This is a genomic window from Gardnerella sp. C0026F2, from assembly GCF_056590715.1.
In genome coordinates this window covers 1-23707 of sequence record NZ_JBWPWR010000002.1, presented here as the reverse complement: position 1 = coordinate 23707, position 23707 = coordinate 1, and the positions used below count along the sequence as shown (strand labels likewise).

The following is a 23707-nucleotide window of genomic DNA, read 5'->3' as shown; positions in this document are numbered from 1 at the left end:
AGCATATGCGTCATATATCTTCAATGACTATGAGTATATAATATACAAGTCTTATGCTCGTACATTATATACTCATATATTACATCTTGCTTAATTGTCTACTTTTTTCTAGGCACAGCGCAAAGTACATTGTTTGCATACTTGTCTGCAAAACCAACGTATTGTCCTGTTTGTGGATTGTGAATAGTTCCATTTTCAGGATCCACAATTCCTCCAGTATTTGGATCAATAAATTGACCTTGAGAATTTTTTATTAATCCTGTTTTTGGATCAACATGTTCCATTTTCTTTGGATTTGTAGTTTTATTAAGCTTGTTATTTTCGCTTATATCGCTATCGTCATCTGCGTCTTCATTGTCTTGATTGTTCGCATTTTTAGACGAATTATTGGCATTATTTTTGTTAGCTCCGTTAGTTTTATGATTTAGCGATAACGGTTTATTCTCGCGCATTAAATCCCAAATATCGTCTGCTTCGTCGGACCACACAACACGATTTGAATCATAAGGGTCTGGAATAACAGGAGTAGTACGCGCGTAAATATGTGAAGAATCTAATTTACGCATGCTTAATGCCAAACCGACTAAAGTGGTAGGATTTGCCAAGCCTTCACTTATATTTAATGATCCTAACGATGCTTTTGCAAGCTGGTAAAGCTCGCTTGTTTGAGTGAATAAGTTTTTAGACATTGCTTGATGTAAAAGCTGTTTAATCAAGTATTGCTGTCTTGTTGTTCGCATTATGTCAGAACCATCGCTTGCAGTATCGTGGCGCATTCTAGCGTATTGAGTAGCAAGTCGACCGTTAAGATGCTGCATTCCTTGCTTGAAATTCACGCCTGTATAAGTATCGCGAGTTGCTGCTGGTATGCATAATGATACGCCGCCAACTGCATCAATCATATTGCTTAATCCGCTAAAATCAGCGACTATAAAATGATGAATATTTAAACCGGTAAGTGAATTAACCGCTTTTAAGGAGCATGATGCTGCTGAAGCTAAATCTCCGCCTTGTGCATATCCTAAGGCGAAGATTGAATTAAACATCACATGTTTTCTTGCAGGAATACGTCCTTTTGTAGTGTCACATGCTGGTGCGTCTACCATAGAATCTCGTGGAATAGAAACAATATTCATGTATGATCTATCTGCGCTAATTTGAACTACCATAGTAGTATCTGATTGATGATCACCAGTTTCGCCGTCGTGTGTGAAGCTTTGATTGTTTCCATCACGAGAATCTTGACCTAAAACAAGAAAAGTTACTGGTTTTCCTGCATTTATATCAAGTGCTTGATTAGCTTCTGGATCTTTAGATATAACGCTTACAACTCTGCTGCTTACAGCAGAAGAAAAATCTAACCATACTGCTGCTATTATTGTTGAAAAGAATGTAAGTACTGAAATAACAAACATGCACAGTATCTTGCGCGTGCGGTTAATCATTCTATAACCAAGACTATGGTGAGGAGTTGAATTCCAATCTTCGCTTGGTTGGTACCGCATGTCTTCATGATACCGTGAAGTTGTCATCGTACCCTCTTTCTCAATAATGAGGAACCTTTTAGGTTGTGGCAATATCGTTTCTTTTTCCATCGAATAAACCAATATTCAATGGGCACATATAACGCGCAATTATAGCACACGGCAGTGAGATTTATTGCGTTCGGTTGTGTTGAATGTTATTTGATTTTTTAATGAAAATGTTAATAAGTTTACGCAAATATTCTAATTAAATTTATATGAAACGTACTGGTTAATATGAGCAAAAATATTAATAAAATATGTATAAATTTATTTAGAATTACGACTTGTGTTTTGGTGGATACATACCCCCTGCGTAAACTGGTAAGTATGGATTCGATAACCGCTCATAATCTTACATTTGAAGACGAAGTTTTACAGGTGCTGTCATCTGCGAAAGATGCGCATCCTCATGATGTAGATTCGTCTATTATGGCAATGATGTGTGTGGAGCGAGATACTCGTTTTTATGCTGATACATTACATGCAGTACTAAGCCAATCAATTCTTCCTGGAACTTTAGTAATAGTCGATTGTGCTAGTCGAGTAAAGCAGACTATGCAAACGAATTTACAAGTAAAAATTGATTCATCTATGCTTACTGGAGCAATTAATACTAGAAAATCATTATTGCAGAATGCTAATAATATCGATTCCAATAATGCAATTGACAGCGATTCAAAATATAAACCAAATACTAATAGCGTAAATAATACTTGTGTAAACAATAGTGAAAATAAATCTGTACGTATAATTATTATTCCTATTTCTTCTGCTCATTCTTTTGGAGATGCAATAGAAAAGTCTTTGCGCAAGATTTTGCCTTGTGCAGGAGTTTCTGCATTATGGCTTTTGCATGATGATTCTCGCCCTGCAGACTCTAGTTGCTTAGAATATTTGCGTGAAACTTGGCGAAATACTCCGACTGCTTCAGTATTGGGAGCTAAACAAGTTGATTGGCAAGGAAATATCTTGCACAACGTTGGAATGTATGCTTGGCGACACGGTGTTCATACTCTTACTGTTGACGGCGAGCCAGATCAAGAACAGTATGACGGTCGTGGAGATGTATATGCAGTATCGTTAGCAGGTGCTTTAGTTACATTAACTGCATGGCAAACTTTACGCGGTACGCAACCATGGATGACAACTTTTGGTGAATCAAGAGATTTTTGTCGTAGAGTATGCTTATCCGGAGGTCGTGTTGTTGTAGTTCCTTCAGCTCGTATCGCACACAGGCGTGCAAGGTTAGAAGGTATCCGTACCCGTAACGGTGATGCTAGAAATCATAATAGTTCAGGATCTAAGTATGGTGTAGCATCTTCACTCGTAGCTAAGCAGCGTTACAAATACACTGATATTAGTATTTTTTTGTGGCCTCTTATATGGATTCTTAGTTTGCCTGCTTGTTTGGTTGGTGCTTTGCACTCGCTGTTTGCTAAACATCCTTATATAGCGTGGATTCGTTTGCTTTTGCCATGGCTTGCTATTATGCAATTGCCTAGAGCGGTTTTTGTTCGCAGAAGGGTTGCAAGGAATACGCGTGTTTCATTAAAGCGACTTGTTCCTCTTATCGCAGATCGTCATCAAGTTGCACGTTGGCGTGATCGTAGTTCTGCTTTCCAAGCTCAACAGCATTTCGTGTTGTTAAGTCCTCTAGCGAAGCGGCATTTACATATTCGAGTGTTGCGTAGGTGGAGTGCTGTTATTCTTGCGTCTCTTCTTCTTTTTGCAGTCATATTGAATTTATATGGCTCTCCATGGCGTGAAATTTTAAGTGGCGCTTCTTGGAATGCGCAGCAATGGTTACCAACTGGTGCGGATTTCAATCAGTTATGGAAGTCTGCTATTGGCGCATGGGTTCCTGATGATGGTTTTGGACCTGCAATTCCTCCAGCGCCATGGCTAAGTATTTGGGCAATCGCATCAACTGTAGTTGGTGCTAACCCGTTGTTGGCTGTTACATTAATGTTCTTCTTAGCTGCTCCAGCTATGTGCTTAAGTTTTTGGGCTCTTGCTGGCGTATTTACGCGTTCGGATACTGTACGCGTATGCGCTGGTATTTGCTGGACTATGATTGCTATTGCTTTTGGCTTGTTTGCGCGCGGTGATTTGCCAATGTTAATGACTATGACATTTTTGCCTGCGGCATTTGCTTTTGCATTCCATGCAGTTGGAATGTACGTAACAGAAGATCCTGTGCGTCCTGTTAAATCTACTCAATGTGCAGCATGCGCAGCATTATGCTTTATGGTTCCAGTAGCTGCAGAACCGCAGCTTGTTTTTCCTCTTATTGTTATTTTTATTGCATCGTTTATTATGGTGCGTTCTCATCGCATTATGTTTGCGCTTATGCCTATACCATCGATAATTGTTTTGCTTCCTACAATAGGAAGTGCTATTAGATATGGTGAATCTGGAATGTGGCGCCAATTGTTCTCTAGTATGGCTTTGCCGTTTAGAAGTGTGCAAGGTGCTCCACGCGTAAGTGATTACGCTGATGTTTTGTTGCACGCTTTTAATATGTCTTCTCCTAATGTCGAAATTAATATGCCATTGATGAGCTTGAGAACAATAATAATGGTAATTTTTGCAATTCTAGCTGTTGTTATGGCTGTTGCGTCATTAACTTTGCCTTTTGCTTTGCGAGTTTCTCGAATGATGTGGGTTGTGATTATTTCCGGAATGTTGCTATCTCTTGTTTCTGCTCGTATTGTAGTTGCATCCGATGTTTCAGGACCTGTTGCTGCAAGCGTTTTGCCTGGAGTTGCATTATCTGCTGTTGGCATTTTATCTTGTATGTGCATGGTTGCTGGTCAAGCTGTTCGTCGCTTTGAGCCACTACGTGCTTCGAAGGAATCTGAATCTAAAACTTTCGAAAACTATAAAACTCGTGCAGATAGGCGTGCTGCAATGCGCCGCTCTGCTGCACGATTGTTGCAGCACATAATTCGCATAGCACGCGCTGGTCTTGCAAGTGGTATGTTGACTATGGCTGTTCTTTTGGGTCTTTTTGCTGTATTGAGCGGACCGGCTACGTCTATTTGCGCAAATAACAATGAGCTTCCTATGGTTGTTTCTGATTATTTGCGAAAAGACGATACTCGACGAATACTTGCTTTAAGAGCTCAAAGTAGTCATGATTTGTCAATTTCTATTATGCGAACATCTAAAGGGGATGCAATAGACGAATCTCCAGCTCTTCGTGTTAGACAAGTAATGTTTGGCGATTCGTCAAGCAATAAAGCAATATATCGCGCATCAGCACAATTGTTATCTCATGCAGATAATGGCGCAATCTCAACGTTAAAGCAACTTGGAATTGGCGGTATTTATATCGTTAATAGTCCAGAAGATAAGCAGGTTCCTCATAAAACTTCTATGTCAATACAACAATTGTTACATCCTTCTGTACGAACTGTAAGTAATGTTAACAAAGAAGCTACTGAACAATTAATTGCACACGTTAACGCTTCTGACGGTACACAATTGGTTGTCTCATCACCGCAAGGAACTTATTGCAGATTTGATGGTGTGCCTGATTCTAAGTCGTTGTCTTCTACATCTCCGTATTATCGATCTAGGCCTCTTGCATGGAGAGTTCCTTGGATTATTGTTTCTTCTATGGTATTACTGCTGTACTGTATTGTTGCTGTGCCTCGATTTGGCAGACATGCAATGATAGAGCGTTCAGATGACAGGCATGAGGAGGAATTAGATGAGCTGGCATAAAAATCCTCATGAGGGCTCTAAGCATGGTGAAGTAAATGCAGATGTAGATATTAATCGCAAGAACAAAATAGTCAGTATTGTCTCACTTGCTATCTTTAGTGCAATAATACTTATTGCTTCTGCATGTGTTGTTGCATTATGCTTACCAATGCCTCAATTTGTAGATAATCCTAATACTCCATCTAGTGGCGTTGTAAGTAGTGTTGGTTCTACTCGTTTGCAAACTATTTGCCCTATTCGATTGTCTCTTCCAGATTTGACTCAATATGGTGATAGCGAATATAACGAATCAGAAGGCGATTTACAATCTTCTGCTCGTTATGGTGCTTTTGGGGATGTGTATAGTTCCAGCTTGCGTAACATACGAGATAACAATGATCAATCTATTACGTTGAATTCAAAATCAACTGATGATGATACGTCAGCTTTTATTGCTAACAATAATGTAAATCATGACGCTCAAGTTCTAGAAGGACATTTGTCACGAGTTGGATCTGGCACTGGAATATCTGCTTCCATGGTTTCATGGGCTACTAAAGGTGACGTAAAAGGTTTATCTGCAACTACCTGTTCAATGCCGTCTATGAAACAGACATTCCTAGTTCCAGAATCTGCTGATGGAATTTCTATTCGTTTAGAAGCATTTAATGCTGCTTCAAAATCTACTGTTGTTCGTGTTAAAGCTTGGTCTGCAGAACATGGCAACAATCAGTTAAATCTTTCTACAGGAAGTGCTTTTACTGTTCCTGCTCGTTCTCACGCATATTTTGATCTTGCTGCTGCTTCTCCTAAGACTTCTGGATTATACGTGCAAGTTGAAAGCGAGCAGACATCTATAGCATCATTTGTAAAAGTTGTTCATATGAGTGGCTTATCTGTAAAAGGTGTAGATATTATTCATGAATTAAGCACTCAATCTAACACAAATATTCTTTCAGGTATTAGTGAAGGCGATCAATCTAAGTTATATGTATGGCCAAATAAAGATGGTAATGTAACACTTTCATGGATGAATGATACAGGTTCTAAAGAAGTAAAGAATTTGACGTTAAAAGCACACCATCTGCAGGTTGTTGATCTTGGAAAAGTTCCAGAGCATGTTAATGCTTTGAGCGTAAGTGGAGATGTTCCTACTCAAGTAATGATGTCTATTACTAAAGATGGCAAAGACAATCAATCAGATGTAGCTTTTATTACGCCATCTAACGTGCAAGGTAGTGGCGCAATTGTTTCACCGGTTTCTGCTAATGAAACAGTTCTATACCTTTCTTCTTCAAGCGATAAAGATGCTTCTGTGAGTTTGCAAGGATTTGATTTAAATGGTGTATTAGCTGCTACAAAAAACGTAACGATTCCTGCGAATGCATCTTTAAGAATTCCTGTTTCAGACATTTCGCACGATGCAGTTATGTTTATTGCGAAATCGCATAGCAAAGTTTCTTTGTCTGCCCGTATTCATAAAGATGAAATCGATAAGGCTGGTATAGCAGGTATTTCTTGGCTTTCTGCGCAATCTTTGGAGCCGCAAGCAATGAAGGTATACGTTAAAACTGACAATCATATTGTGCAATAATACGAATAAAAATATTGCTATAAGCGACTATAAATTAATTAAAATACTTAATAATTTTAATTAATTTAAAAATTGTTTACAGACCCCAATCTGGATCAATTTCTTCTGGTCTGCGACCGTATAGTTCTGCTAAGCGTTGCACAAGCTCATCTCTGATAGCATATTGAAGTTCACTTCTGCTGCTTACATGAGTGCATAGCGGAAGCCTATACAATACAATTCTAGATTGCATACCACGGCTAGCTGGAAAAGCTTGCGAAAGTATTCTGCGGTTTTGCTCCCATAACAGTGGTTGCGAAGGCGGTACATCTTCTACCGCGAATTGAACGTCTTTAGTTAATGCTCGCCAAGCACTGTTAAGGCGTCTAATTTGAGCTGCTACCATGGCATCGAACATTCCACTAGCAGTTCTATATTGTGGAAGGCGAGTACCAAATATTGGTGCTCTAAGACCTCTACCATGCCTATTTCTATAGTGACGTTCTTCCCAAATTAGACCTGTCATGCTTCCACTTTACGAGAAGGCTAGGGCAATAATATGTAAATAATTAATATGCGGTGTGTGAAATACGCTCACACTATAGAATACTGTATATATGGTTTTAAAAGTCAGGAGGATTTGTAATGCTCAAACCAATAGTGCATGATTGGAATGAGTTTAATCTTGACTTGAGCATTGCTAAATCGTCTCTTATTGCTTTTGATTTAGATAACACATTGGCCTGTTCTAAAAAACCTATGCTTAAATCGATGGCTGAATCATTAAGTAAGCTGATTAATATAATTCCTGTTGCTGTAATAACAGGTGGCTGCTTAGAGTTAGTTAAGAAGCAAATTTTAGATATGCTAACTACTGGCACTAATCTTAAAAATATTCACATAATGCCTACTAATGGAACTAGTTATTATCGTGTGAATAATGACATGTCATTGCAATGTGTTTATGAGCATAGTATCGATTTTAAGCAAGCGCAATGCGTTATTGATGCAATACGCAAGTGTGCAAAAAATATGGGCGTGTGGAAAGAACCTGGCGATCCAATGCTGTGGGGAGAACAGATAGAGAACCGCGGTAGTCAAATTACTTTTTCGGCACTAGGGCAACTAGCTCCTATTGAATATAAAAAAACTTGGGATCCTAACGGTTGTTTGAAAGCTCAACTTGCACAAAGTATTTCTCAAGCTTTACCTAATTTTGCTGTACGCGCTGGAGGAGATACTAGCGTCGATATATACAGGCGCGGTGACGATAAAGCTCAAGCTTTGCGAATGCTATCTCAATATTGTGATCTTAATATTGAAAAAATTACTTTTATTGGCGATCGTATGTATCCTGGAGGAAACGATTATCCTACTGCATTTACAGGAGCTTTAGTTGTTAAAGTAAGTAATCCTTCGGATACTTTAGAGCTTTGTAATAAGGTACTTAATATTTTAAAAATATAGAATTTTATTAATTTTTCATTTTAAGATACCTTTTAACCACAATAACATTTTTTATTTGCATAGCTAATAAGCTACCGCATATGCTGTCATTATGGTTGGGAGACGCAAGGTTATAAACCACCAAAACAAAAAGAAGTATAGAAGCGTGACATCTAATGGGGGATTAGCATGTCACGCATCTGTACCTTGTGGTGTATACGAAAACATGGATGTTGATTCTGTAAATTGGCGTTTTGCTAGTTGGAGGAATGTAGCGATTGCTTTATTTAATTTATTTTTGCCTCGCGCATGTGCAGGATGCGATACTCCAGACTATATATTGTGTGAAAACTGCAAGAAAGCGTTGCAATGCTGGAAACGTGCACCATTTACCAGAACAGTATGTGGATATCGTTACGCGTGTGGTTCGTATTCTACGGTTGTTCGTCGCGCAATATTGTTATGGAAGGATCATTTCGATATTGCATGTGACAAAATATTTGGTGAACTTATTGGCGATTTAGTAGTAGAAGTTATATCTAAATTTTTGCGCTCGCATTCTTGTTATATAAGTGAAAATCCTATATTTGTTATACCAGTTCCGTCGTCTAAGTATTCATCAAGGCATCGTGGGCGTAAACATATGTTGCCTGTTGCAAATTGTGTTGCTAAACGATTGTGTAATAGTGGCATTAGGGCATACGTTTTAGATATTGTAAGTATGAATGCTAGAATTACTGCGAAATCAGTGCAAACTTCCGGTTTTCGCGGAAGGTCTAACAGAATTTCTAAGGCGTTTAGCATCAATTTCAAAGAATTGAGAAAGCAAAAGTCTGAAAATCAACGCGAGTACAAAGCTATTGTATTGGATGATATTGTAACTACTGGCTCAACTATGAATAGCTGCGTTTCAACTCTACAGAGTAGTGGATTTACTGTTTTGGCATGCTTTTCTTTAGCGTGTGTATGCAATAAGGATGATCGTACAGCAGATTACGAATGTTAGTTTTCTATTGTATTGCTATAGTTTAGCGGAAGCGCAATCTCAAAGTTTGGACCACGCTTATCGTCTACTACTTTTACAGTTCCATGGTGCAATTGTGCAGCCCAACGAGCAATTGACAATCCTAATCCTGTTCCTCCTGATTCTGTGCCAATTCGCTGATTTCCTTTAACAAATCTTCTGAAAATATCTGCACGATCTTCTTGGGGAATTTGTTCTCCAAAATTCACAACATTACATATTACAGAGTTTTGGTTGTGATTAATATGAGCACTTATAAGAACACGAGTTCCATCATCTGAATGTTTTAGAGCGTTAGAAATAATATTAGTAAAAAGTTGCGAAAGGCGAGCTTGATCTCCTGTTAATTCAATCTCATCATTAATTTGAACTTCAATATTATGATTATGACCTGAATCTGCTATTTCTAGTGGCTCAATAATTTCGTCAATAAAGTCTGTGAAATTAAATGAAGTTATATTAAGGCTTTCCGCACCTGCTTCAACTCTAGATAAATCAAGAAGGAAAGTAATAAGATCAGCAAGTCTATGAGTTTGGTTTAATATAGCTTCCATATTAGATGGAGTAGGATCAACAACTCCGTCTGCAAGATTTTCAAGCATTGCTTGTAAAGCAGAAACAGGAGTGCGTAATTCGTGGCTTACGTTTGCTATAAGCTCTCTACGCATCTGATCTGCATGTTCAAGTTCTTCTGCCATTTCATTAAATGCAAGAGTTAATTTACCTACTTCGTCACGACGATTTTCTACAGCAACTCGTACAGAGTAGTCGCCGTCAGCCATGGCTTCTGCAGCATTTTTCATTTGACGAAGTGGTGCTGTAAGTCCTCTAGAAAAAATGTATGTAATTCCTAGAGCAACAATAAGTGTCAATGGCATTGCAATCCAGCCATTTAGACCAGTTTTAAGTAAAAACCATGCCATTACAAAAGCAATTGCTGTTGCAAAAACAATAATTGCCGAAAGTTCAATTTTTAGAGATGAAAAAAATCCGACAGGTCGATTTGGATAATTATGCTTTATAGAAGAATTCGTAAATCGAGTTTTTGACTTATCTCTAAGTTGAGTATTTGAGTTTTTATTTAATAAATTATGTTGTTTAGTATTTTTATATTGCTCAGAATTAGCATTATCTATTTTATTTTCTAATACCATTTACGAATTTTCCGAAGCTAAAGTGTTGTAACAATTTACTATTTATGAAAGTAGTAATTATTTATGAAACTTGTGATTGTAGAACTTTGTCGTAATCACTAATAGGTGGCTCGAATGCGTATCCTATTCCGTGTACAGTACGAATCCATTCCGATCCAATTTTATGCCTCAAAGACTTAATGTGCGAATCTACTGTGCGAGTTCCAGAAGCATCTGGCCAATCCCACACTTCTTCAAGTAACTTTTCACGCTTAAATACAGTATGAGGATGACGAGCTAGAGTAGCGAGCAAGTCAAACTCGGTTGGTGTAAAATGTATCTCTTCGCCGTTTAGAGTTACAAGTCTTTGGCGAGGTCTAATAATAAGCGATCCAAAAATAATTGTACGTTCATGTTCCATTGTTTTTGCTATTTGCGCTGCGCGTTCTACGCGTCTCAACAATGCTGCGCAACGAGCAATTAACTCACGTGGTGAAAATGGTTTAGTCATGTAATCATCTGCGCCTGCGCTTAAGCCAACAATTTTATCGGCTTCTGCGTCGCGCGCTGTTAACATGAGGATAGGAACAGGCATTTTGGAGATAATTCGTCGAGTTGCTTCAATCCCATCCATAATAGGAAGCATAATATCCATAATTATTAGATCGGGTTTTAGTTGTTCAGCAGCTCTAACAGCAGACGCTCCATCCGCAGCGACTCTTGCTCTCCAGCCTTGTGCAGTAATGCGTTGTGCAATTGCTGTAGCAAGATCTGGCTCATCCTCAACAACGAGAATCGTGCGAGCATTTACGCTAGCTGATGGAGCGTTTAGCATATTTTAAAAAGACCTTTCAGTGTTGTACTGGCTTCAAGAATACCGCACCTAACGCTGGAACAGTGATTCTTGCAGAGTATGGTCGAGAATGATACTCTTCAGCAGCAGCAGTGAATGTGCCGTTGTGAATATTAGATCCGCAATACTTTGCATCATCAGTTGTGAGTATCTCTTCCCACTGTCCACCTTTTGGTAGCGCAACCTGATAGTCTTGCCATGCTTGACCTGAGAAGTTTACTACTACAACGATTTCTTCTCCGTCGTCGCCAATACGCACGTAGCTTAAAGTATTGTGATCGGAATCGTCGCTTGTAAGCCACTGGAAACCATCAGGAGTAAAGTCTTGACTCCAGAATGCGCGAGAGCTCTTATACAGAGTATTCAAATCTGCAACAAGCTTTTGTACACCTTGATGGAACGGCCATTGCAGTTCATTCCAGTTAAGCGAAGTATTGAAGTTCCATTCGCTGGATTGTCCAATTTCTCCACCCATGAACAGAAGATTCTTGCCTGGATGAGACCACTGGTATGCAAGCAATGCGCGTAATCCTGCGAATTGTTGCCATTCGTCGCCTGGCATCTTTCCAAGTAACGAACCCTTACCGTACACAACTTCATCGTGGCTTAATGGCAGCACATAATGCTCAGAGTAGGCATAAACCATTGAGAATGTAATTTCGTTATGATGCCAACGACGGTTAATCGGCTCCTCTTTAAGGTATTGCAAAGTGTCGTGCATCCAGCCCATATTCCACTTCAAGCCGAATCCTAAGCCGCCCATATCGGTTGGTGCAGTCACGCCTTGGTAAGCAGTGGATTCCTCAGCAATCATCATGATGCCAGGATTATTCTTGTATGCAGTTGCGTTTGCTTCCTTAATGAAGTCAATTGCTTCAAGATTTTCGCGTCCGCCGTAGATGTTTGGTCTCCACTGTCCTGCTTCACGGCTGTAATCCAAGTAGAGCATTGAGGATACTGCATCGACGCGCAACGCGTCAACATGGTATTCATCAAGCCAGAAGCAAGCATTAGCAACCAAGAAGTTACGAACTTCATGACGACCAAAGTTGAAGATGTAAGTACCCCAATCAGGATGCTCGCCTCGCATAGGATCAGGATCCTCATATAATGCTGTGCCATCAAAACGACCGAGTGCAAAGTCATCCTTAGGGAAGTGAGCTGGAACCCAATCCATAATGACGCCAATGCCTGCTTTGTGGAGTTTATCTACCAAATACTTAAAGTCATCAGGGGAGCCAAGGCGAGAATCTACTGCATAATAACCTGTTACTTGATATCCCCAAGATCCAGAGAATGGATATTGTGTCAACGGCATAAACTCGACGTGAGTAAAGCCTTCTCTTTGCACATAATCAACTAAATGATCAGCAAGTTCGCGATAATTGCCTAAATCGCGATTCCAGCTGTTAGCTTGTACTTCGTAAATGCTTATTGGACCATTGTGAGCATCTGTTTTTGCGCGCTTATCCATCCAATCGGTATCGTGCCACTTAAACTCAGAATCAACAACAACAGATCCTGTGTTTGGTGGAACTTCATGAGAGCGCTCCATTGGATCGGCTTTCATAATCCAATTGCCAGATTGCGTAAGAATTTCGTACTTGTATACTTCGCCTGCTGTAACTCCTGGAATAAAAAGTTCCCAAATGCCAGAAGAGCCGAGTGAGCGCATAGCGTGGCGACGACCATTCCAGTAATTAAAGTTACCAACTACGCGTACTGCACGAGCATTTGGTGCCCACACTGAGAAAGCAGTACCAGTAACTTTCTTTACCATCTTTCCAGTTTCAGGAGATATAAGTCCCCATGAATCTGTTATCGTTTTAACGTGTGCGCCTAATGCTTCCCAAAGACGTTCATGACGACCTTCTCCAAACAAGTACATGTCAAGTTCGCCAACTTGAGGCAAATAACGGTAAGGATCGTCATCTGTGGATTCGGAACCGTCTATTTCCACAGTGTAAACGCGATAACTAGGAACAGACCAAGACTTTGTTTTTGTGTGCTTTACAGCAGGAATAACAGCTGTAAAAATGCCGTTATATTCGTGTTTAGCTTCGTATTCGCCGTTCTTAGTAAGAATAACAACTTTCTTTGCCATAGGGCGCAATACGCGGACGGTTACAGTGTCGGCACCTTTGCCGGTTCCAAGGTGGCCTCCAAGAACCTCATGTGGATTGTAATACTCTGCATTGCTCACCGCAGCTAATACGTCCTGTCGGACTGGGACTGCGACTGCATCTTCATTGATGTTAGTAACTGTACTCATGGTGACTATCATACATGCTTTATTGCTGTAAGTCGCGTGTGTTTCGCGCTATTGTGAAAAAAATATGAAAATTTTTTCAAGTCGTGACCTTATGGGAAACTGTTATGAGTTTTTCTGTGCATACGGAGGGTTCTGTGGAATATCAAGTCGGCGATATGGTCGTCTATCCTCGTCATGGTGCGGCTCGTGTTGAAGAAATTAGTGAGCGCACCGTAAAAGGTGTAACTCGTCAATATTTACGATTGGTAGTGTTATCGTCTGATGGTTTAGAAATTAACGTACCTGTCGATAATGTTAAAAAAGTTGGCGTGCGAGACATTGTTGGAGCGCAAGAAGTTGCAAAAGTTTTTGAGATTTTGCGTACTCCAATAGTTGAAAAAGAGATGAATTGGTCTAGACGCTACAAGCTTAATGTAGAGAAGATTGCTACTGGCGATGTTAACAATATTGCTGAAGTAGTTCGTGATTTATCTCAGCGAGATGTTGATGAACATGGTTTATCTGCAGGAGAAAAGCGAATGCTTGCTCGCGCTCGCAGTATTTTAATTTCCGAAATTGCTTTGTCTGAAAAGATTGATGAGATTGAGGCGGAGCGACTTTTAGATGTGAATCTTGGATACAAGGAGCCTCAAGAAGGCGATGAAAATCACCATACTGTTGCTCCAGAAGAACCTGCATCGCGAACTCTAGCGCTGTTAGAAGAGCGTAGTAAGAAATCTAAGAAAAAATGATTTGCAATATGCAATTTGCTTTTACTCTTTCTTAAAATTGTTCTTTCTTAAAACAGTTAATAAAAAATCCTTGCACTTACAAAATGCAAGGATTTTTTATTTTAACAGATTCACCTAAATTTACTTACCTGGATCTTGCTGACCTTGGTTAGAATTTTTAGGATCGGTATTCTTTGCTACATGTGGTTTCTCAGTGATTGGCTTTTTTGGAGTCTCTTTTTCATCAATATCTTTACGCATATCCTTTGTTGTTTTTGCAGCATTATGTAGGTCGTCACAAATCTTCATAATCCATTTATCAAGCTGGTCTGCGTATTTTGGCATAAGTTCGCTTACTTGAACTGTAGACGTGTAGCTTCGTCCTGCAATTCCATTTAGCAAGTTCAGAACATCGCTTCCTTGCTGACTATCGCTAATCAATACATCGATTTTGCGGCTTTCAATAAGCTTCTGAAATTCCTCAACACTTGAATGTTCTGGTTCGTTATTGTTATTTACTGCGTCAGCATATTCTTTAGGTGAACTATCTTTCAAATTGGTATCAGACATTAGCCAGAAAAGAATAGGGGATGTAGAAGCATACTTTGCGTTGCTATTCTCTTTAGAGAAATCGCTTAAGTAGGTGGTTAATTTCTTTTCCTTTTCCTGCCATTGAGCTAGTCGCTTAGAAAAAGCTTGCTTTTTTGATGGCAAAACTTTGGAGAAGGTATCAGTCATGGCAGATGCCATTGCTTCCCTAGCATCGTGAGAGAACCAAAGATATGGATTGTCTCCTTTAAGTGCTCCTACAGTACCTGCTGCACTAAGTACTTCCGCTTTAGCTGGGTGTACTTTGCTTGCCCAATCATCGTAGCCTGCACCATTTGTAATCAATACTTGTGCATTCTGCATATTCTTTAGATCTTTTGAGCTAGGCTTGAATGACGATATGTCTGTGTCTGAGCCAGTCATAACTGATTCAACTTTGACATCAGAGCCACCAATCTCTTTAGCTAAGCTACCCCAGGTGTCAACAGTGGATACAACAGAAATATTTGCTGCAGCTTTTGGTTTTTCTTTTGGCTTTTCTTCCGTTTTCCCACAAGCTGCAAATCCAAGTATTACTGTAGAAGCAATAAGACATGTTATGGCAGTTTTTCCAAACTTCTTTACTGCACAAAGAACGGTACGCATCACTGTGACTCCTCCCGTGATAATGGTGCGTCGGCGCACACAAAATTGTTAGTCGACCCATATCTTCTATACTTCACGATAGCCTATCCTTACGAATTGTGCGAGTTGGGAGGAAAATTTTTATGGCTATTGTGTTAGACGGTAAAGCTTTAGCTAGTAAAATTAAAAAAGATTTGGCAACGCGCGTTGCTGTTTTACAGAAAAAAGGTATTAATCCTGGTCTGGGTACGTTACTTGTAGGTAGCGATCCTGGTTCGTTAAAGTATGTTGCTGGTAAGCATAGCGATTGCGAAGAAGTGGGGATTAATTCTATTCGTTGCGATTTACCAGAAGATGCTAGTGAAGATGAGATTCTTGCTGCTGTACAGAAATTAAATAATGACCCTCTTTGTACTGGATTTATTGTGCAATTGCCATTGCCAAAAGGTATTGATTCTCAAAAAATTATTGCGTCAATTGATCCTGCAAAAGATTGTGACGGAATGCACCCATATAATTTAGGTGAACTCGTTACGCATATTTCTGGAGATATTACAACACCTTTGCCGTGTACGCCGCGTGGAATTTTAGCTTTGCTCGATGAATACGGTATTGAACTTTCTGGTAAGGAAGTTTGTGTGCTTGGTCGTGGCATTACAGTTGGACGTACTATTGGGCTTCTTTTAACACGCAGGGGAGTAGATGCAACTGTTACGTTGTGCCATACTCATACTCGGAATGTTCAAGAGATTATGCGCCGTTCTGACGTAATAATTGCAGCAATGGGTTGTGCTGGTTTTGTTAAGCCAGAAGATATTAAACCTGGTGCTGTTCTTGTTGATGTTGGCGTATCTCGTGTTTTTGATGAAGAAGCTGGTAGATACCGCGTAAAAGGTGATGTTGATTCAGCTTGTCGCGAAATTGCTGGAGCTTATTCTCCAAATCCTGGTGGAGTAGGTCCGATGACTCGAGCTATGTTGCTTGCGAATGTTGTAGATATGGCTGAGCGAGCAGCTAATTGCAAATAAAATGCGACACGCCCGAAGTAAAACATAAATTTTGGCTATGCCTGTATATAAAATCGACAGAGCGTGTGCATAGTATGCGCGCGTAACGTAAATACATAATTAAATATCGAGTAATATCCACCCCAAGAAGAAACCACTAATAACTAATGGCAGAGAATAATAACGAAGTCGCCAAGGTTGCGATTAATGATATTGGCACCGAAGAAGACTTCATCAAGGCAGTCGATTCAACCATCAAGAATTTTGATGATGGTGATTTAGTTGAAGGTACAGTCGTAAAGATTGATCACGACGAAGTATTGCTGGACATCGGCTACAAAACTGAAGGTGTAATTCCTTCCCGTGAACTTTCCATCAAAAAAGACGTTGATCCAGATGATGTTGTCGAGGTTGGCGACACCATTGAAGCACTTGTTGTTACTAAGGAAGACAAGGAAGGACGTCTTATTCTCTCCAAGAAGCGTGCACAGTATGAGCGCGCTTGGGGTGACATCGAGAAGATTAAGGATGCAGACGGCATCGTTGAAGGTACCGTTATTGAGGCTGTTAAGGGCGGCTTGATCGTAGACATCGGTTTGCGTGGCTTCTTGCCAGCTTCCTTGGTTGAAATGCGTCGCGTTCGCGATCTTTCCCCATACATTGGTCAGAAGATTAAGGCTAAGATTCTCGAGCTCGATAAGAACCGCAACAACGTTGTACTTTCTCGTCGTCAGTTCCTTGAGGAGACCCAGTCCGAAGTTCGCGAGACCTTCCTCTCGCAGCTTAAGAAGGGTCAGATTCGCGAAGGCGTTGTGTCTTCTATCGTAAACTTCGGCGCATTTGTTGACCTCGGCGGCGTTGACGGCCTCATTCACGTGTCTGAGCTTTCCTGGAAGCACATCGATCACCCATCTGAGGTTGTTAAGGTTGGCGATAAGGTTACCGTTGAGGTTCTCGACGTTGATCTCGATCGCGAACGCATCTCCCTTTCCCTTAAGGCAACTCAGGAAGATCCATGGCAGCGCTTCGCTCGCACCCATGTTCCTGGACAGGTTGTTAAGGGCAAGGTCACCAAGATCGTTCAGTTCGGTGTGTTCATCTCCGTTGAAGACGGCATTGAGGGCTTGGTTCACATTTCTGAGCTTGCAAACCGTCACGTAGAGAACCCAGAGACTGTTGTTAAGGCTAACGAAGAGGTATTCGTGAAGGTTATCGACGTTGATCTCGATCGTCGTCGTATCTCCCTCTCCTTGAAGCAGGCTACTGAAGCTGTCGATCCAAATTCTGAAGATTTCGATCCAGCTCTCTATGGTATGCCAGCTGAATACGATGCTGAAGGCAACTACAAGTACCCAGAAGGCTTCGATCCAAGCACTAACGAGTGGATGGCTGGTTACGAGCAGCAGCGCGAAGAGTGGGAAGCTCAGTATGCTGCAGCTCACGAGCTTTGGGAAGAGCATAAGGCTTTTGCTGCTAAGGAACTTGCAGCTGCAGCTGAATCTGCTGCCGCTGACGGTCAGAGCGAAGAAGCTGAAAAGAAGCCAGCTAAGGAAGAAAAGAAGGAAGAAGTTGCTTCCAACTATTCTTCTGAAGCAACTAGTGAAGGTGCTTTAGCTGATTCTGATCAGCTCGCAGCTTTGCGCGAACAGCTTTTGAGCGAAAAGAAGTAGTTTTCTACTAAAAGCTTATGAACAAGATGCCCTGGTGAGTAATCATTGGGGCATCTTGTGTATTTAGATTATTACATTGCGCTCTAAATACTCTGATTTTATAATTTATATTCTGTAATTAAATGTGAGTACAACAAATTTTCTTTTAAAAAGCAAGATTATATGATTTTATTAAAGCATTAATTAAGTTATTAAAAGGATTGGTGAAAATTATGAGTACATTTGATAACAATCAGAATAATACTCAGTTTCCTTCATACGATGGAAATAATTCAGCGAATAATGCTACTTTAGTAAGTTCTCGACATAAGCTTGCTGCCGGTCTTTTAGCGATTTTTGTAGGTGGTTTAGGGATTCACAATTTCTACCTTGGTTTTAAAGGCAAAGCTATTGCACAATTGTTGATTTCTGTTCTTTCTATTGGCTTGCTTGCATGCATTTCGATTATATGGTCATGTGTTGAAGGAATTTGCATTCTTTGCTCACAGCCTGGAACTAAGTGGCATAAAGATGCTGATGGTGCAGAATTACAAGATTAACCATTTGTTTTCTAATAACAATGCCCTGGTAATTATTTACAGGGGCATTATTTATAGTTGTTGCGGAAGTTTTATAGGAGGATTATTTATAATCAAAATATGACAATAATGCGGATTGCTGTAACTGGCGGAATTGCAGCCGGAAAATCTACTGTAGTAAACCATTTGCGTTCGCTTGGCGCGTTTGTTATAGATTACGACGTTTTAGCGCGTAAAGTAGTGGAACCAGGAAGCGCAGTATTGCAACAAATAGTAGGCATTTTTGGGGAAAATGCCGTTAAGAATGATGGCTCTTTAAATCGAGCGTTTATTGCGGAGCGTATTTTTGGAGATGGCGATGAACGTAAGCAATCTTTAAGTAAGCTTGAGTCGCTTATTCATCCTGCTATTTATGATTGCGCAAAGCTTTTAGAAAGCGAATATGAAAGCGAGTATGCTAGTAAAATTTCTAAGGAAAATTGCAACGCTAAGGGAAATTGCAATGAGATAAGTAGTATTAGATCTGTTATTGTGCACGACATTCCACTTCTTGCGCAAGTAATCGACAGTATTCCATTTAGTTTTGATCATATTATTACTGTTGAAGCTCCTCAAGAAATTCGCGTTAAGCGAATGATAAGCGAGCGGAACATGACTGAGAGTCAGGCTTTAGCGCGCATAAATAGTCAACTTCCAAGTAAAGTTCGAAAAGATATGGCGGATTTTGTAGTTGATTCCACTAAACCAATGGAATATATGCTTAACAGTGTTGACGATACGTTGAAATCATGGTTGCGCGAAATAAACAATAAAAGCGCTGAAATGGCGAAACTGGGGAAGCGAAAAACTGGGGAAGTAAAAGATTATGTCGAATAAAATTCAGCGCACAAACAAGCCTTTTGTAGTAAAAGCGCCATACAAGCCTTCGGGCGATCAGCCGCAAGCAATCGAAGAGTTGGCAAATCGCATTGAAAACGGAGAAAACGACGTTGTTTTAATGGGTGCTACGGGAACTGGTAAAACTGCTACAACCGCTTGGCTTATTGAGCGTTTGCAACGCCCGACACTTATTATTGAGCCAAATAAAACTTTGGCGGCTCAGCTTTGCGCGGAATTTCGCGAGCTTATGCCAGATAATGCTGTTAGCTATTTTGTGTCTTATTACGACTACTATCAGCCGGAAGCGTATATTCCGCAAACAGATACGTATATTGAAAAAGACTCGAATATTAACGACGATGTTGAGCGTCTTCGTCACGCAGCTACAGCGAATTTGCTTACGCGACGGGATTGCGTTGTTGTTGCTACTGTTTCTTGCATTTATGGACTCGGTACTCCAGAGGAGTATGCCGAGCGAATGCTTATGCTAAATGTTGGCGAGCAGCTTGAGCGAGACGATTTATTACGCCAATTTGTGAGTATGCAATACAAGCGCAATGACATTGCGTTTACGCGCGGAACTTTTAGAGTGCGCGGAGATACTGTTGAGATTATTCCAGTGTACGAAGAATTAGCTGTGAGAATTGAGTTCTTTGGTGACGAAATCGACAGAATTACAATGTTGCATCCTCTTACAGGAGAAGTAATTCGCCAGGAGAGTAGCGTTCATATTTTCCCAGCGTCGCATTATATTGCAGGACCGGAGCGCATGGAGCGCGCGTTAGAGGCGATTGAAAAAGAGCGTGACGATAGAGTAGCGCAGCTTAAAAAGCAGAATAAATTGCTGGAAGCTCAGCGTTTGGAAATGCGAACTACATACGATTTGGAGATGCTGCGTCAGGTTGGTGCGTGCCCGGGAGTGGAAAATTATTCTAGGCATTTTGACGGCCGCGATGCAGGTACGCCTCCGCATACGCTTCTTGACTTTTTCCCAGACGATTTTTTGCTAGTTTTGGACGAATCGCACGTAACTGTGCCGCAAATCGGAGCTATGTATGAAGGCGATGCTTCGCGCAAAAGAACGCTTGTAGAGCATGGCTTTAGGCTTCCTTCTGCAATGGATAATCGCCCGTTAAAGTGGAACGAATTCTTGGAGCACATTGGTCAAACTGTGTATCTTTCTGCAACGCCTGGAGATTACGAGCTTGGGCTTTCGGATGGTGTAGTCGAGCAGATTATTCGCCCTACCGGTTTGCTTGACCCTAAGATTGAGGTTCGACCTGTAGAAGGCCAGGTTGATGATTTGCTTGCGGAAATCAAGGCTAGGGTTGCAAAAGATGAGCGTGTGCTTGTTACTACGCTTACAAAGAAAATGGCGGAAGACTTAACTGATTACTTTTTGGAGCTTGGTATTAAAGTTGAGTACTTGCATTCGGATGTTGATACTTTGCGCAGAGTGGAGCTTTTGCGCGAGCTTCGTGAAGGCAAAATTGATGTGATTGTTGGCATTAATTTGCTTCGTGAGGGCTTGGATTTGCCGGAAGTTTCACTTGTAGCGATTTTGGATGCAGATAAGGAAGGCTTCTTAAGATCTTACCGTTCGCTTATTCAGACGATTGGACGCGCTGCTCGTAACGTTTCTGGAACTGTGCTTATGTATGCGGATACTGTTACGGATGCTATGAGCAAGGCTATTAGCGAGACGGAGCGCCGCCGTGAAAAGCAAATCGCGTATAACAAGGCTCATGGAATTGATCCTAAGCCTTTGCGAAAGAAGATTAGCGATGTAAACGACATGCTTGCTAAAGAGGATGTTGATACTCAAACTTTGCTAGCAGGTGGTTACAGGAATGCTAATAAGGCTGGGAACTCGCATTATGGAGTGCCAAAAGAGCCAAATCTTGGGCAGAAAAGCAAAGAAAAGCGTATGGCGAATATCTCTGCGTTGCCACAAGATGAGATCATTTCTTTAATTAAGAATTTGAGCGAGCAGATGCATGTTGCTGCAGAACAGTTGCAATTTGAGCTTGCAGCGCGATTGCGCGACGAAATACGCGATCTAAAGAAAGAATTGCGGCAAATGGATGCGGCTAATAAGTGATGCTAATAAATGAGCATGATTAATCGTGAGTTAATCGTGAGTTAATCGCAGCGCATAAATCCCATAAATTAAGGCGAGTAATTTGCAACAATCAATGTGCTCGCCTTATTATTTTAGCTCGCCTTAATTGTTTTGATGTGACTTGTTGTTTGCGTTTGCAATTCCTATTCAGTTGGATTACTTTAGTTAGTCTGAATTGTATACAATGCAATGACAATATGTTGAAGATAGACGAATATTTGCGTATAGTAAAAGAAGGTGGAGGTATTGTATATGACTACTACGAATTTAAATATCAGAACAGATAAGGGAATTAAAGAACAAGCTGATAAGATTTTTTCAGAACTCGGGTTCAATATGACGACAGCGATTAACATGTTTTTGCGAACAACTATTCGTGAGAATGGAATTCCATTTTCTCTTAAATTAGAGGTTCCAAATGATACAACAATTTCTGCTATTGAGGAAGGTAGACGTATTGCGTCTGATCCTAATGTAAAGGGTTATCGGAATATGGAAGATCTTAAGGCGGCTCTTGATTTATGAAATATGAAGTAAAATTCACGAATCAATTCAAAAAAGACCTTAAATTAGCTAAGAAACAAAATAAAAATACGGATAATCTTTTAAAAGTAATTGATGTTTTAGCTAACGGTGGTGTGCTAGAAGCTAAATATTGTGATCACGCTCTGACTGGAAAATATAGCGGAACAAGAGAATGTCATATTGAACCAGATTGGCTTTTAGTTTATGAAATTAAGAATGAAGTTCTTGTTTTGATGTTATATAGGCTTGGTACACATTCAGAATTGTTTAAGAAATAAAATAATACATTTTTAAATTTACAGCTTTTATTGCTAAAGGGTTTAATGCGAAGCGGCTTTAAGCTGGTTCTTGGCGATTTTTGAGTGTGTTTTGGCTGTTTGGGGAAACATGTCGACGATCTAGGCTCGAATGTACAGGATGTTAACGTTAAAAGGTGCACACACTTTGCACCCGCCTGTTTGTGTTCGGGAATGTGGTTTAAGAACAATTTTTATATTGCAGTTTTGTCAAAAATTGTTTTTATTGATTTTATTATCGTTTATTTGAATATATTCAAAGATGGTTCTTCTTAAATAAGATATGTTTTGAATCACAATACAAGAGTTTATATGTGTAAGTGAGCAGTGATATAGAAAAAGGAGCTGGGTTTATGGCTCAGCTCCTTTTTCTTAATTATTTTCAATTATTAGTTTACTTTTGTTTAATTTTGTAGGTGAACTTTTTAATCGCGATTCTTCTTGCGAGAGAAGAATGCTGCTACAGCTCCAAGTACACCAATCATTGCGCTGATCAATCCTACTCGTTCCACTTCAGCACCAGTCTTTACTAATTGGGACGAATGCTTTGCAGGAACCTTGTTGCCGGACTTAGCAGATGCGTTGGAAGCTGAAGCACCAGTGGATGCGTTACCAGCTTTGCCGTTGCCAGCATTACCGGTTTCAGCGTTACCAGCGTTGTTAGCATTATCAGCGCTACTTGATTCATTGGTGCTATTTTGAGCGCCGGAATCTGTAGAGATGCTACCACCAGTAGTAGATCCGCTATCTGAACCGCCATTATTAGACGTGGAATCGTTACCCGAACCAGATCCAGAACCTGTTCCAGAACCAGAGCCTGTTCCTGGAGTGGTTGGGTTGTTTCCGGCGTTACCAGTGGCGTCGTCGGAAGTGTTGTTACCCTTCTTATCTACAGCGGTTACTTTACTACCGTCTTTGATTTTGTTTGCTGGAATAGTGACTTCACCAGTAGTTTTATTAACGGTTACGCCTGTTGGAATGTTTTCACCAGTCCAGTTTCCGTCGCCGCCTTTCTTGACAGTGAGTTTGGTTGGGTTGGTTTCACCTTCTGGCGTATAAGTGATTTCCAGAGTATCAGTACCGGCTGCTGGTGTTACGTCAACGGAACCATCGTTTTGAGGCGTGACGGTTGGAGCAGTTGGTTTTCCTGCTGCTGGTGTTTCAGCGGTTACGGTCGTTTCGACTGGGTCTCCGTTTACACCACCCTTGCTTGGAGTGAGCGTGAGCTTGGTGTTCGGTTCTTGCTTATCAATATCGACAGTGAAGGAACCG

Annotated in this window: 19 protein-coding genes; 12 read left to right on the top strand and 7 right to left on the bottom strand. The window is 40.5% G+C overall.

Annotation, left to right across the window (positions count from 1 at the left end; all coding sequences use genetic code 11):
• Window positions 1-98: 98 nt before the first annotated feature.
• Window positions 99-1532, bottom strand: coding sequence for an LCP family protein (locus tag AC1EK3_RS02555; RefSeq protein ID WP_480033630.1), 1434 nt, complete (start codon window positions 1530-1532; stop codon window positions 99-101).
• Between the two features lie 321 nt (window positions 1533-1853).
• Between AC1EK3_RS02555 and AC1EK3_RS02550 the strand changes: the two genes are divergently transcribed.
• Window positions 1854-5255 carry a glycosyltransferase family 2 protein gene (locus AC1EK3_RS02550; protein WP_480033631.1) on the top strand — a complete coding sequence of 1134 codons (3402 nt, stop codon included), beginning with the start codon at window positions 1854-1856 and terminating at the stop codon, window positions 5253-5255.
• A complete protein-coding gene (locus tag AC1EK3_RS02545; RefSeq protein WP_480033632.1) occupies window positions 5242-6828 on the top strand; it encodes a DUF5719 family protein in 1587 nt (528 codons plus the stop codon). Before AC1EK3_RS02550 ends, AC1EK3_RS02545 begins: the two co-directional genes overlap by 14 nt.
• A 76-nt stretch (window positions 6829-6904) precedes the next feature.
• On the opposite strand, the gene AC1EK3_RS02540 is transcribed toward AC1EK3_RS02545, so the two are convergent.
• Entirely contained in the window at window positions 6905-7333 is a 429-nt protein-coding gene (locus AC1EK3_RS02540; RefSeq protein WP_004119868.1) for a metallopeptidase family protein, read from the bottom strand.
• A 119-nt stretch (window positions 7334-7452) separates the two neighbouring features.
• Here AC1EK3_RS02540 and AC1EK3_RS02535 point away from each other — a divergent pair, with 119 nt between their 5' ends.
• The gene (locus tag AC1EK3_RS02535) at window positions 7453-8274 is read left to right on the top strand and encodes an HAD-IIB family hydrolase (protein ID WP_480033633.1); all 822 of its coding nucleotides are present in this window, start codon (window positions 7453-7455) and stop codon (window positions 8272-8274) included.
• A gap of 91 nt (window positions 8275-8365) precedes the next feature.
• Complete coding sequence (locus AC1EK3_RS02530) at window positions 8366-9259, top strand: ComF family protein (RefSeq protein WP_480033634.1); 894 nt, start codon at window positions 8366-8368, stop codon at window positions 9257-9259.
• Here the strand turns inward: AC1EK3_RS02530 and AC1EK3_RS02525 are convergent.
• The 3 genes from AC1EK3_RS02525 to glgB all read right to left on the bottom strand — a co-directional run bounded on the left by AC1EK3_RS02525 (window position 9256) and on the right by glgB (window position 13535).
• On the bottom strand, window positions 9256-10431 hold the full coding sequence (locus AC1EK3_RS02525; protein ID WP_480033635.1) for a sensor histidine kinase: 1176 nt from the start codon (window positions 10429-10431) through the stop codon (window positions 9256-9258). The genes AC1EK3_RS02530 and AC1EK3_RS02525 overlap by 4 nt on opposite strands.
• 61 nt (window positions 10432-10492) lie before the next feature.
• The gene (locus AC1EK3_RS02520; protein ID WP_419399046.1) at window positions 10493-11245 is read right to left on the bottom strand and encodes a response regulator transcription factor; all 753 of its coding nucleotides are present in this window, start codon (window positions 11243-11245) and stop codon (window positions 10493-10495) included.
• A gap of 16 nt (window positions 11246-11261) precedes the next feature.
• Window positions 11262-13535: a 1,4-alpha-glucan branching protein GlgB gene (gene glgB, locus AC1EK3_RS02515; protein WP_391496394.1), complete on the bottom strand. Its 2274-nt coding sequence runs from the start codon at window positions 13533-13535 to the stop codon at window positions 11262-11264.
• Window positions 13536-13669: 134 nt separating this feature from the next.
• On the opposite strand from glgB, the gene AC1EK3_RS02510 reads away from it, so the two are divergent.
• On the top strand, window positions 13670-14266 hold the full coding sequence (locus AC1EK3_RS02510; protein WP_012914048.1) for a CarD family transcriptional regulator: 597 nt from the start codon (window positions 13670-13672) through the stop codon (window positions 14264-14266).
• A 120-nt stretch (window positions 14267-14386) separates the two neighbouring features.
• On the opposite strand, the gene AC1EK3_RS02505 is transcribed toward AC1EK3_RS02510, so the two are convergent.
• Window positions 14387-15439, bottom strand: coding sequence for a metal ABC transporter solute-binding protein, Zn/Mn family (locus AC1EK3_RS02505; protein WP_480033652.1), 1053 nt, complete (start codon window positions 15437-15439; stop codon window positions 14387-14389).
• Between the two features lie 122 nt (window positions 15440-15561).
• On the opposite strand from AC1EK3_RS02505, the gene AC1EK3_RS02500 reads away from it, so the two are divergent.
• The 7 genes from AC1EK3_RS02500 (at window position 15562) to AC1EK3_RS02470 (ending at window position 22417) form a co-directional block, all read left to right on the top strand.
• Entirely contained in the window at window positions 15562-16446 is an 885-nt protein-coding gene (locus AC1EK3_RS02500; protein ID WP_480033636.1) for a bifunctional methylenetetrahydrofolate dehydrogenase/methenyltetrahydrofolate cyclohydrolase, read from the top strand.
• Between the two features lie 146 nt (window positions 16447-16592).
• Window positions 16593-18095: a 30S ribosomal protein S1 gene (gene rpsA / locus AC1EK3_RS02495; protein ID WP_391496396.1), complete on the top strand. Its 1503-nt coding sequence runs from the start codon at window positions 16593-16595 to the stop codon at window positions 18093-18095.
• 212 nt (window positions 18096-18307) lie between these two features.
• Complete coding sequence (locus tag AC1EK3_RS02490; RefSeq protein WP_391496397.1) at window positions 18308-18634, top strand: TM2 domain-containing protein; 327 nt, start codon at window positions 18308-18310, stop codon at window positions 18632-18634.
• Between the two features lie 99 nt (window positions 18635-18733).
• Complete coding sequence (gene coaE, locus AC1EK3_RS02485; protein WP_480033637.1) at window positions 18734-19489, top strand: dephospho-CoA kinase; 756 nt, start codon at window positions 18734-18736, stop codon at window positions 19487-19489.
• Window positions 19479-21593: an excinuclease ABC subunit UvrB gene (uvrB, locus tag AC1EK3_RS02480; protein ID WP_480033638.1), complete on the top strand. Its 2115-nt coding sequence runs from the start codon at window positions 19479-19481 to the stop codon at window positions 21591-21593. Before coaE ends, uvrB begins: the two co-directional genes overlap by 11 nt.
• Window positions 21594-21866: 273 nt before the next feature.
• Entirely contained in the window at window positions 21867-22139 is a 273-nt protein-coding gene (locus AC1EK3_RS02475; protein ID WP_480033639.1) for a type II toxin-antitoxin system RelB/DinJ family antitoxin, read from the top strand.
• Complete coding sequence (locus AC1EK3_RS02470) at window positions 22136-22417, top strand: type II toxin-antitoxin system YafQ family toxin (protein WP_119527408.1); 282 nt, start codon at window positions 22136-22138, stop codon at window positions 22415-22417. The genes AC1EK3_RS02475 and AC1EK3_RS02470 overlap by 4 nt, the downstream gene beginning before the upstream one ends.
• A gap of 443 nt (window positions 22418-22860) precedes the next feature.
• On the opposite strand, the gene AC1EK3_RS02465 is transcribed toward AC1EK3_RS02470, so the two are convergent.
• Window positions 22861-23707, bottom strand: an 847-nt coding sequence (locus tag AC1EK3_RS02465) for a hypothetical protein (RefSeq protein WP_480033746.1), incomplete at its 5' end; no start/stop codon positions are given.

What these genes read in the sequence shown, in the direction of transcription:
- AC1EK3_RS02520 (WP_419399046.1), bottom strand. Translation starts at nt 11,245, where the DNA reads ATGCTAAACGCTCCATCAGCTAGCGTAAATGCTCGCACGATTCTCGTT.
- AC1EK3_RS02470 (WP_119527408.1), top strand. Translation starts at nt 22,136, where the DNA reads ATGAAATATGAAGTAAAATTCACGAATCAATTCAAAAAAGACCTTAAA.
- AC1EK3_RS02540 (WP_004119868.1), bottom strand. Translation starts at nt 7,333, where the DNA reads ATGACAGGTCTAATTTGGGAAGAACGTCACTATAGAAATAGGCATGGT.
- uvrB (WP_480033638.1), top strand. Translation starts at nt 19,479, where the DNA reads ATGTCGAATAAAATTCAGCGCACAAACAAGCCTTTTGTAGTAAAAGCG.
- AC1EK3_RS02530 (WP_480033634.1), top strand. Translation starts at nt 8,366, where the DNA reads ATGGTTGGGAGACGCAAGGTTATAAACCACCAAAACAAAAAGAAGTAT.
- AC1EK3_RS02545 (WP_480033632.1), top strand. Translation starts at nt 5,242, where the DNA reads ATGAGCTGGCATAAAAATCCTCATGAGGGCTCTAAGCATGGTGAAGTA.
- AC1EK3_RS02535 (WP_480033633.1), top strand. Translation starts at nt 7,453, where the DNA reads ATGCTCAAACCAATAGTGCATGATTGGAATGAGTTTAATCTTGACTTG.
- AC1EK3_RS02475 (WP_480033639.1), top strand. Translation starts at nt 21,867, where the DNA reads ATGACTACTACGAATTTAAATATCAGAACAGATAAGGGAATTAAAGAA.
- AC1EK3_RS02500 (WP_480033636.1), top strand. Translation starts at nt 15,562, where the DNA reads ATGGCTATTGTGTTAGACGGTAAAGCTTTAGCTAGTAAAATTAAAAAA.
- AC1EK3_RS02505 (WP_480033652.1), bottom strand. Translation starts at nt 15,439, where the DNA reads ATGCGTACCGTTCTTTGTGCAGTAAAGAAGTTTGGAAAAACTGCCATA.
- AC1EK3_RS02555 (WP_480033630.1), bottom strand. Translation starts at nt 1,532, where the DNA reads ATGACAACTTCACGGTATCATGAAGACATGCGGTACCAACCAAGCGAA.
- AC1EK3_RS02525 (WP_480033635.1), bottom strand. Translation starts at nt 10,431, where the DNA reads ATGGTATTAGAAAATAAAATAGATAATGCTAATTCTGAGCAATATAAA.
- coaE (WP_480033637.1), top strand. Translation starts at nt 18,734, where the DNA reads ATGACAATAATGCGGATTGCTGTAACTGGCGGAATTGCAGCCGGAAAA.
- AC1EK3_RS02550 (WP_480033631.1), top strand. Translation starts at nt 1,854, where the DNA reads ATGGATTCGATAACCGCTCATAATCTTACATTTGAAGACGAAGTTTTA.
- AC1EK3_RS02490 (WP_391496397.1), top strand. Translation starts at nt 18,308, where the DNA reads ATGAGTACATTTGATAACAATCAGAATAATACTCAGTTTCCTTCATAC.
- rpsA (WP_391496396.1), top strand. Translation starts at nt 16,593, where the DNA reads ATGGCAGAGAATAATAACGAAGTCGCCAAGGTTGCGATTAATGATATT.
- glgB (WP_391496394.1), bottom strand. Translation starts at nt 13,535, where the DNA reads ATGAGTACAGTTACTAACATCAATGAAGATGCAGTCGCAGTCCCAGTC.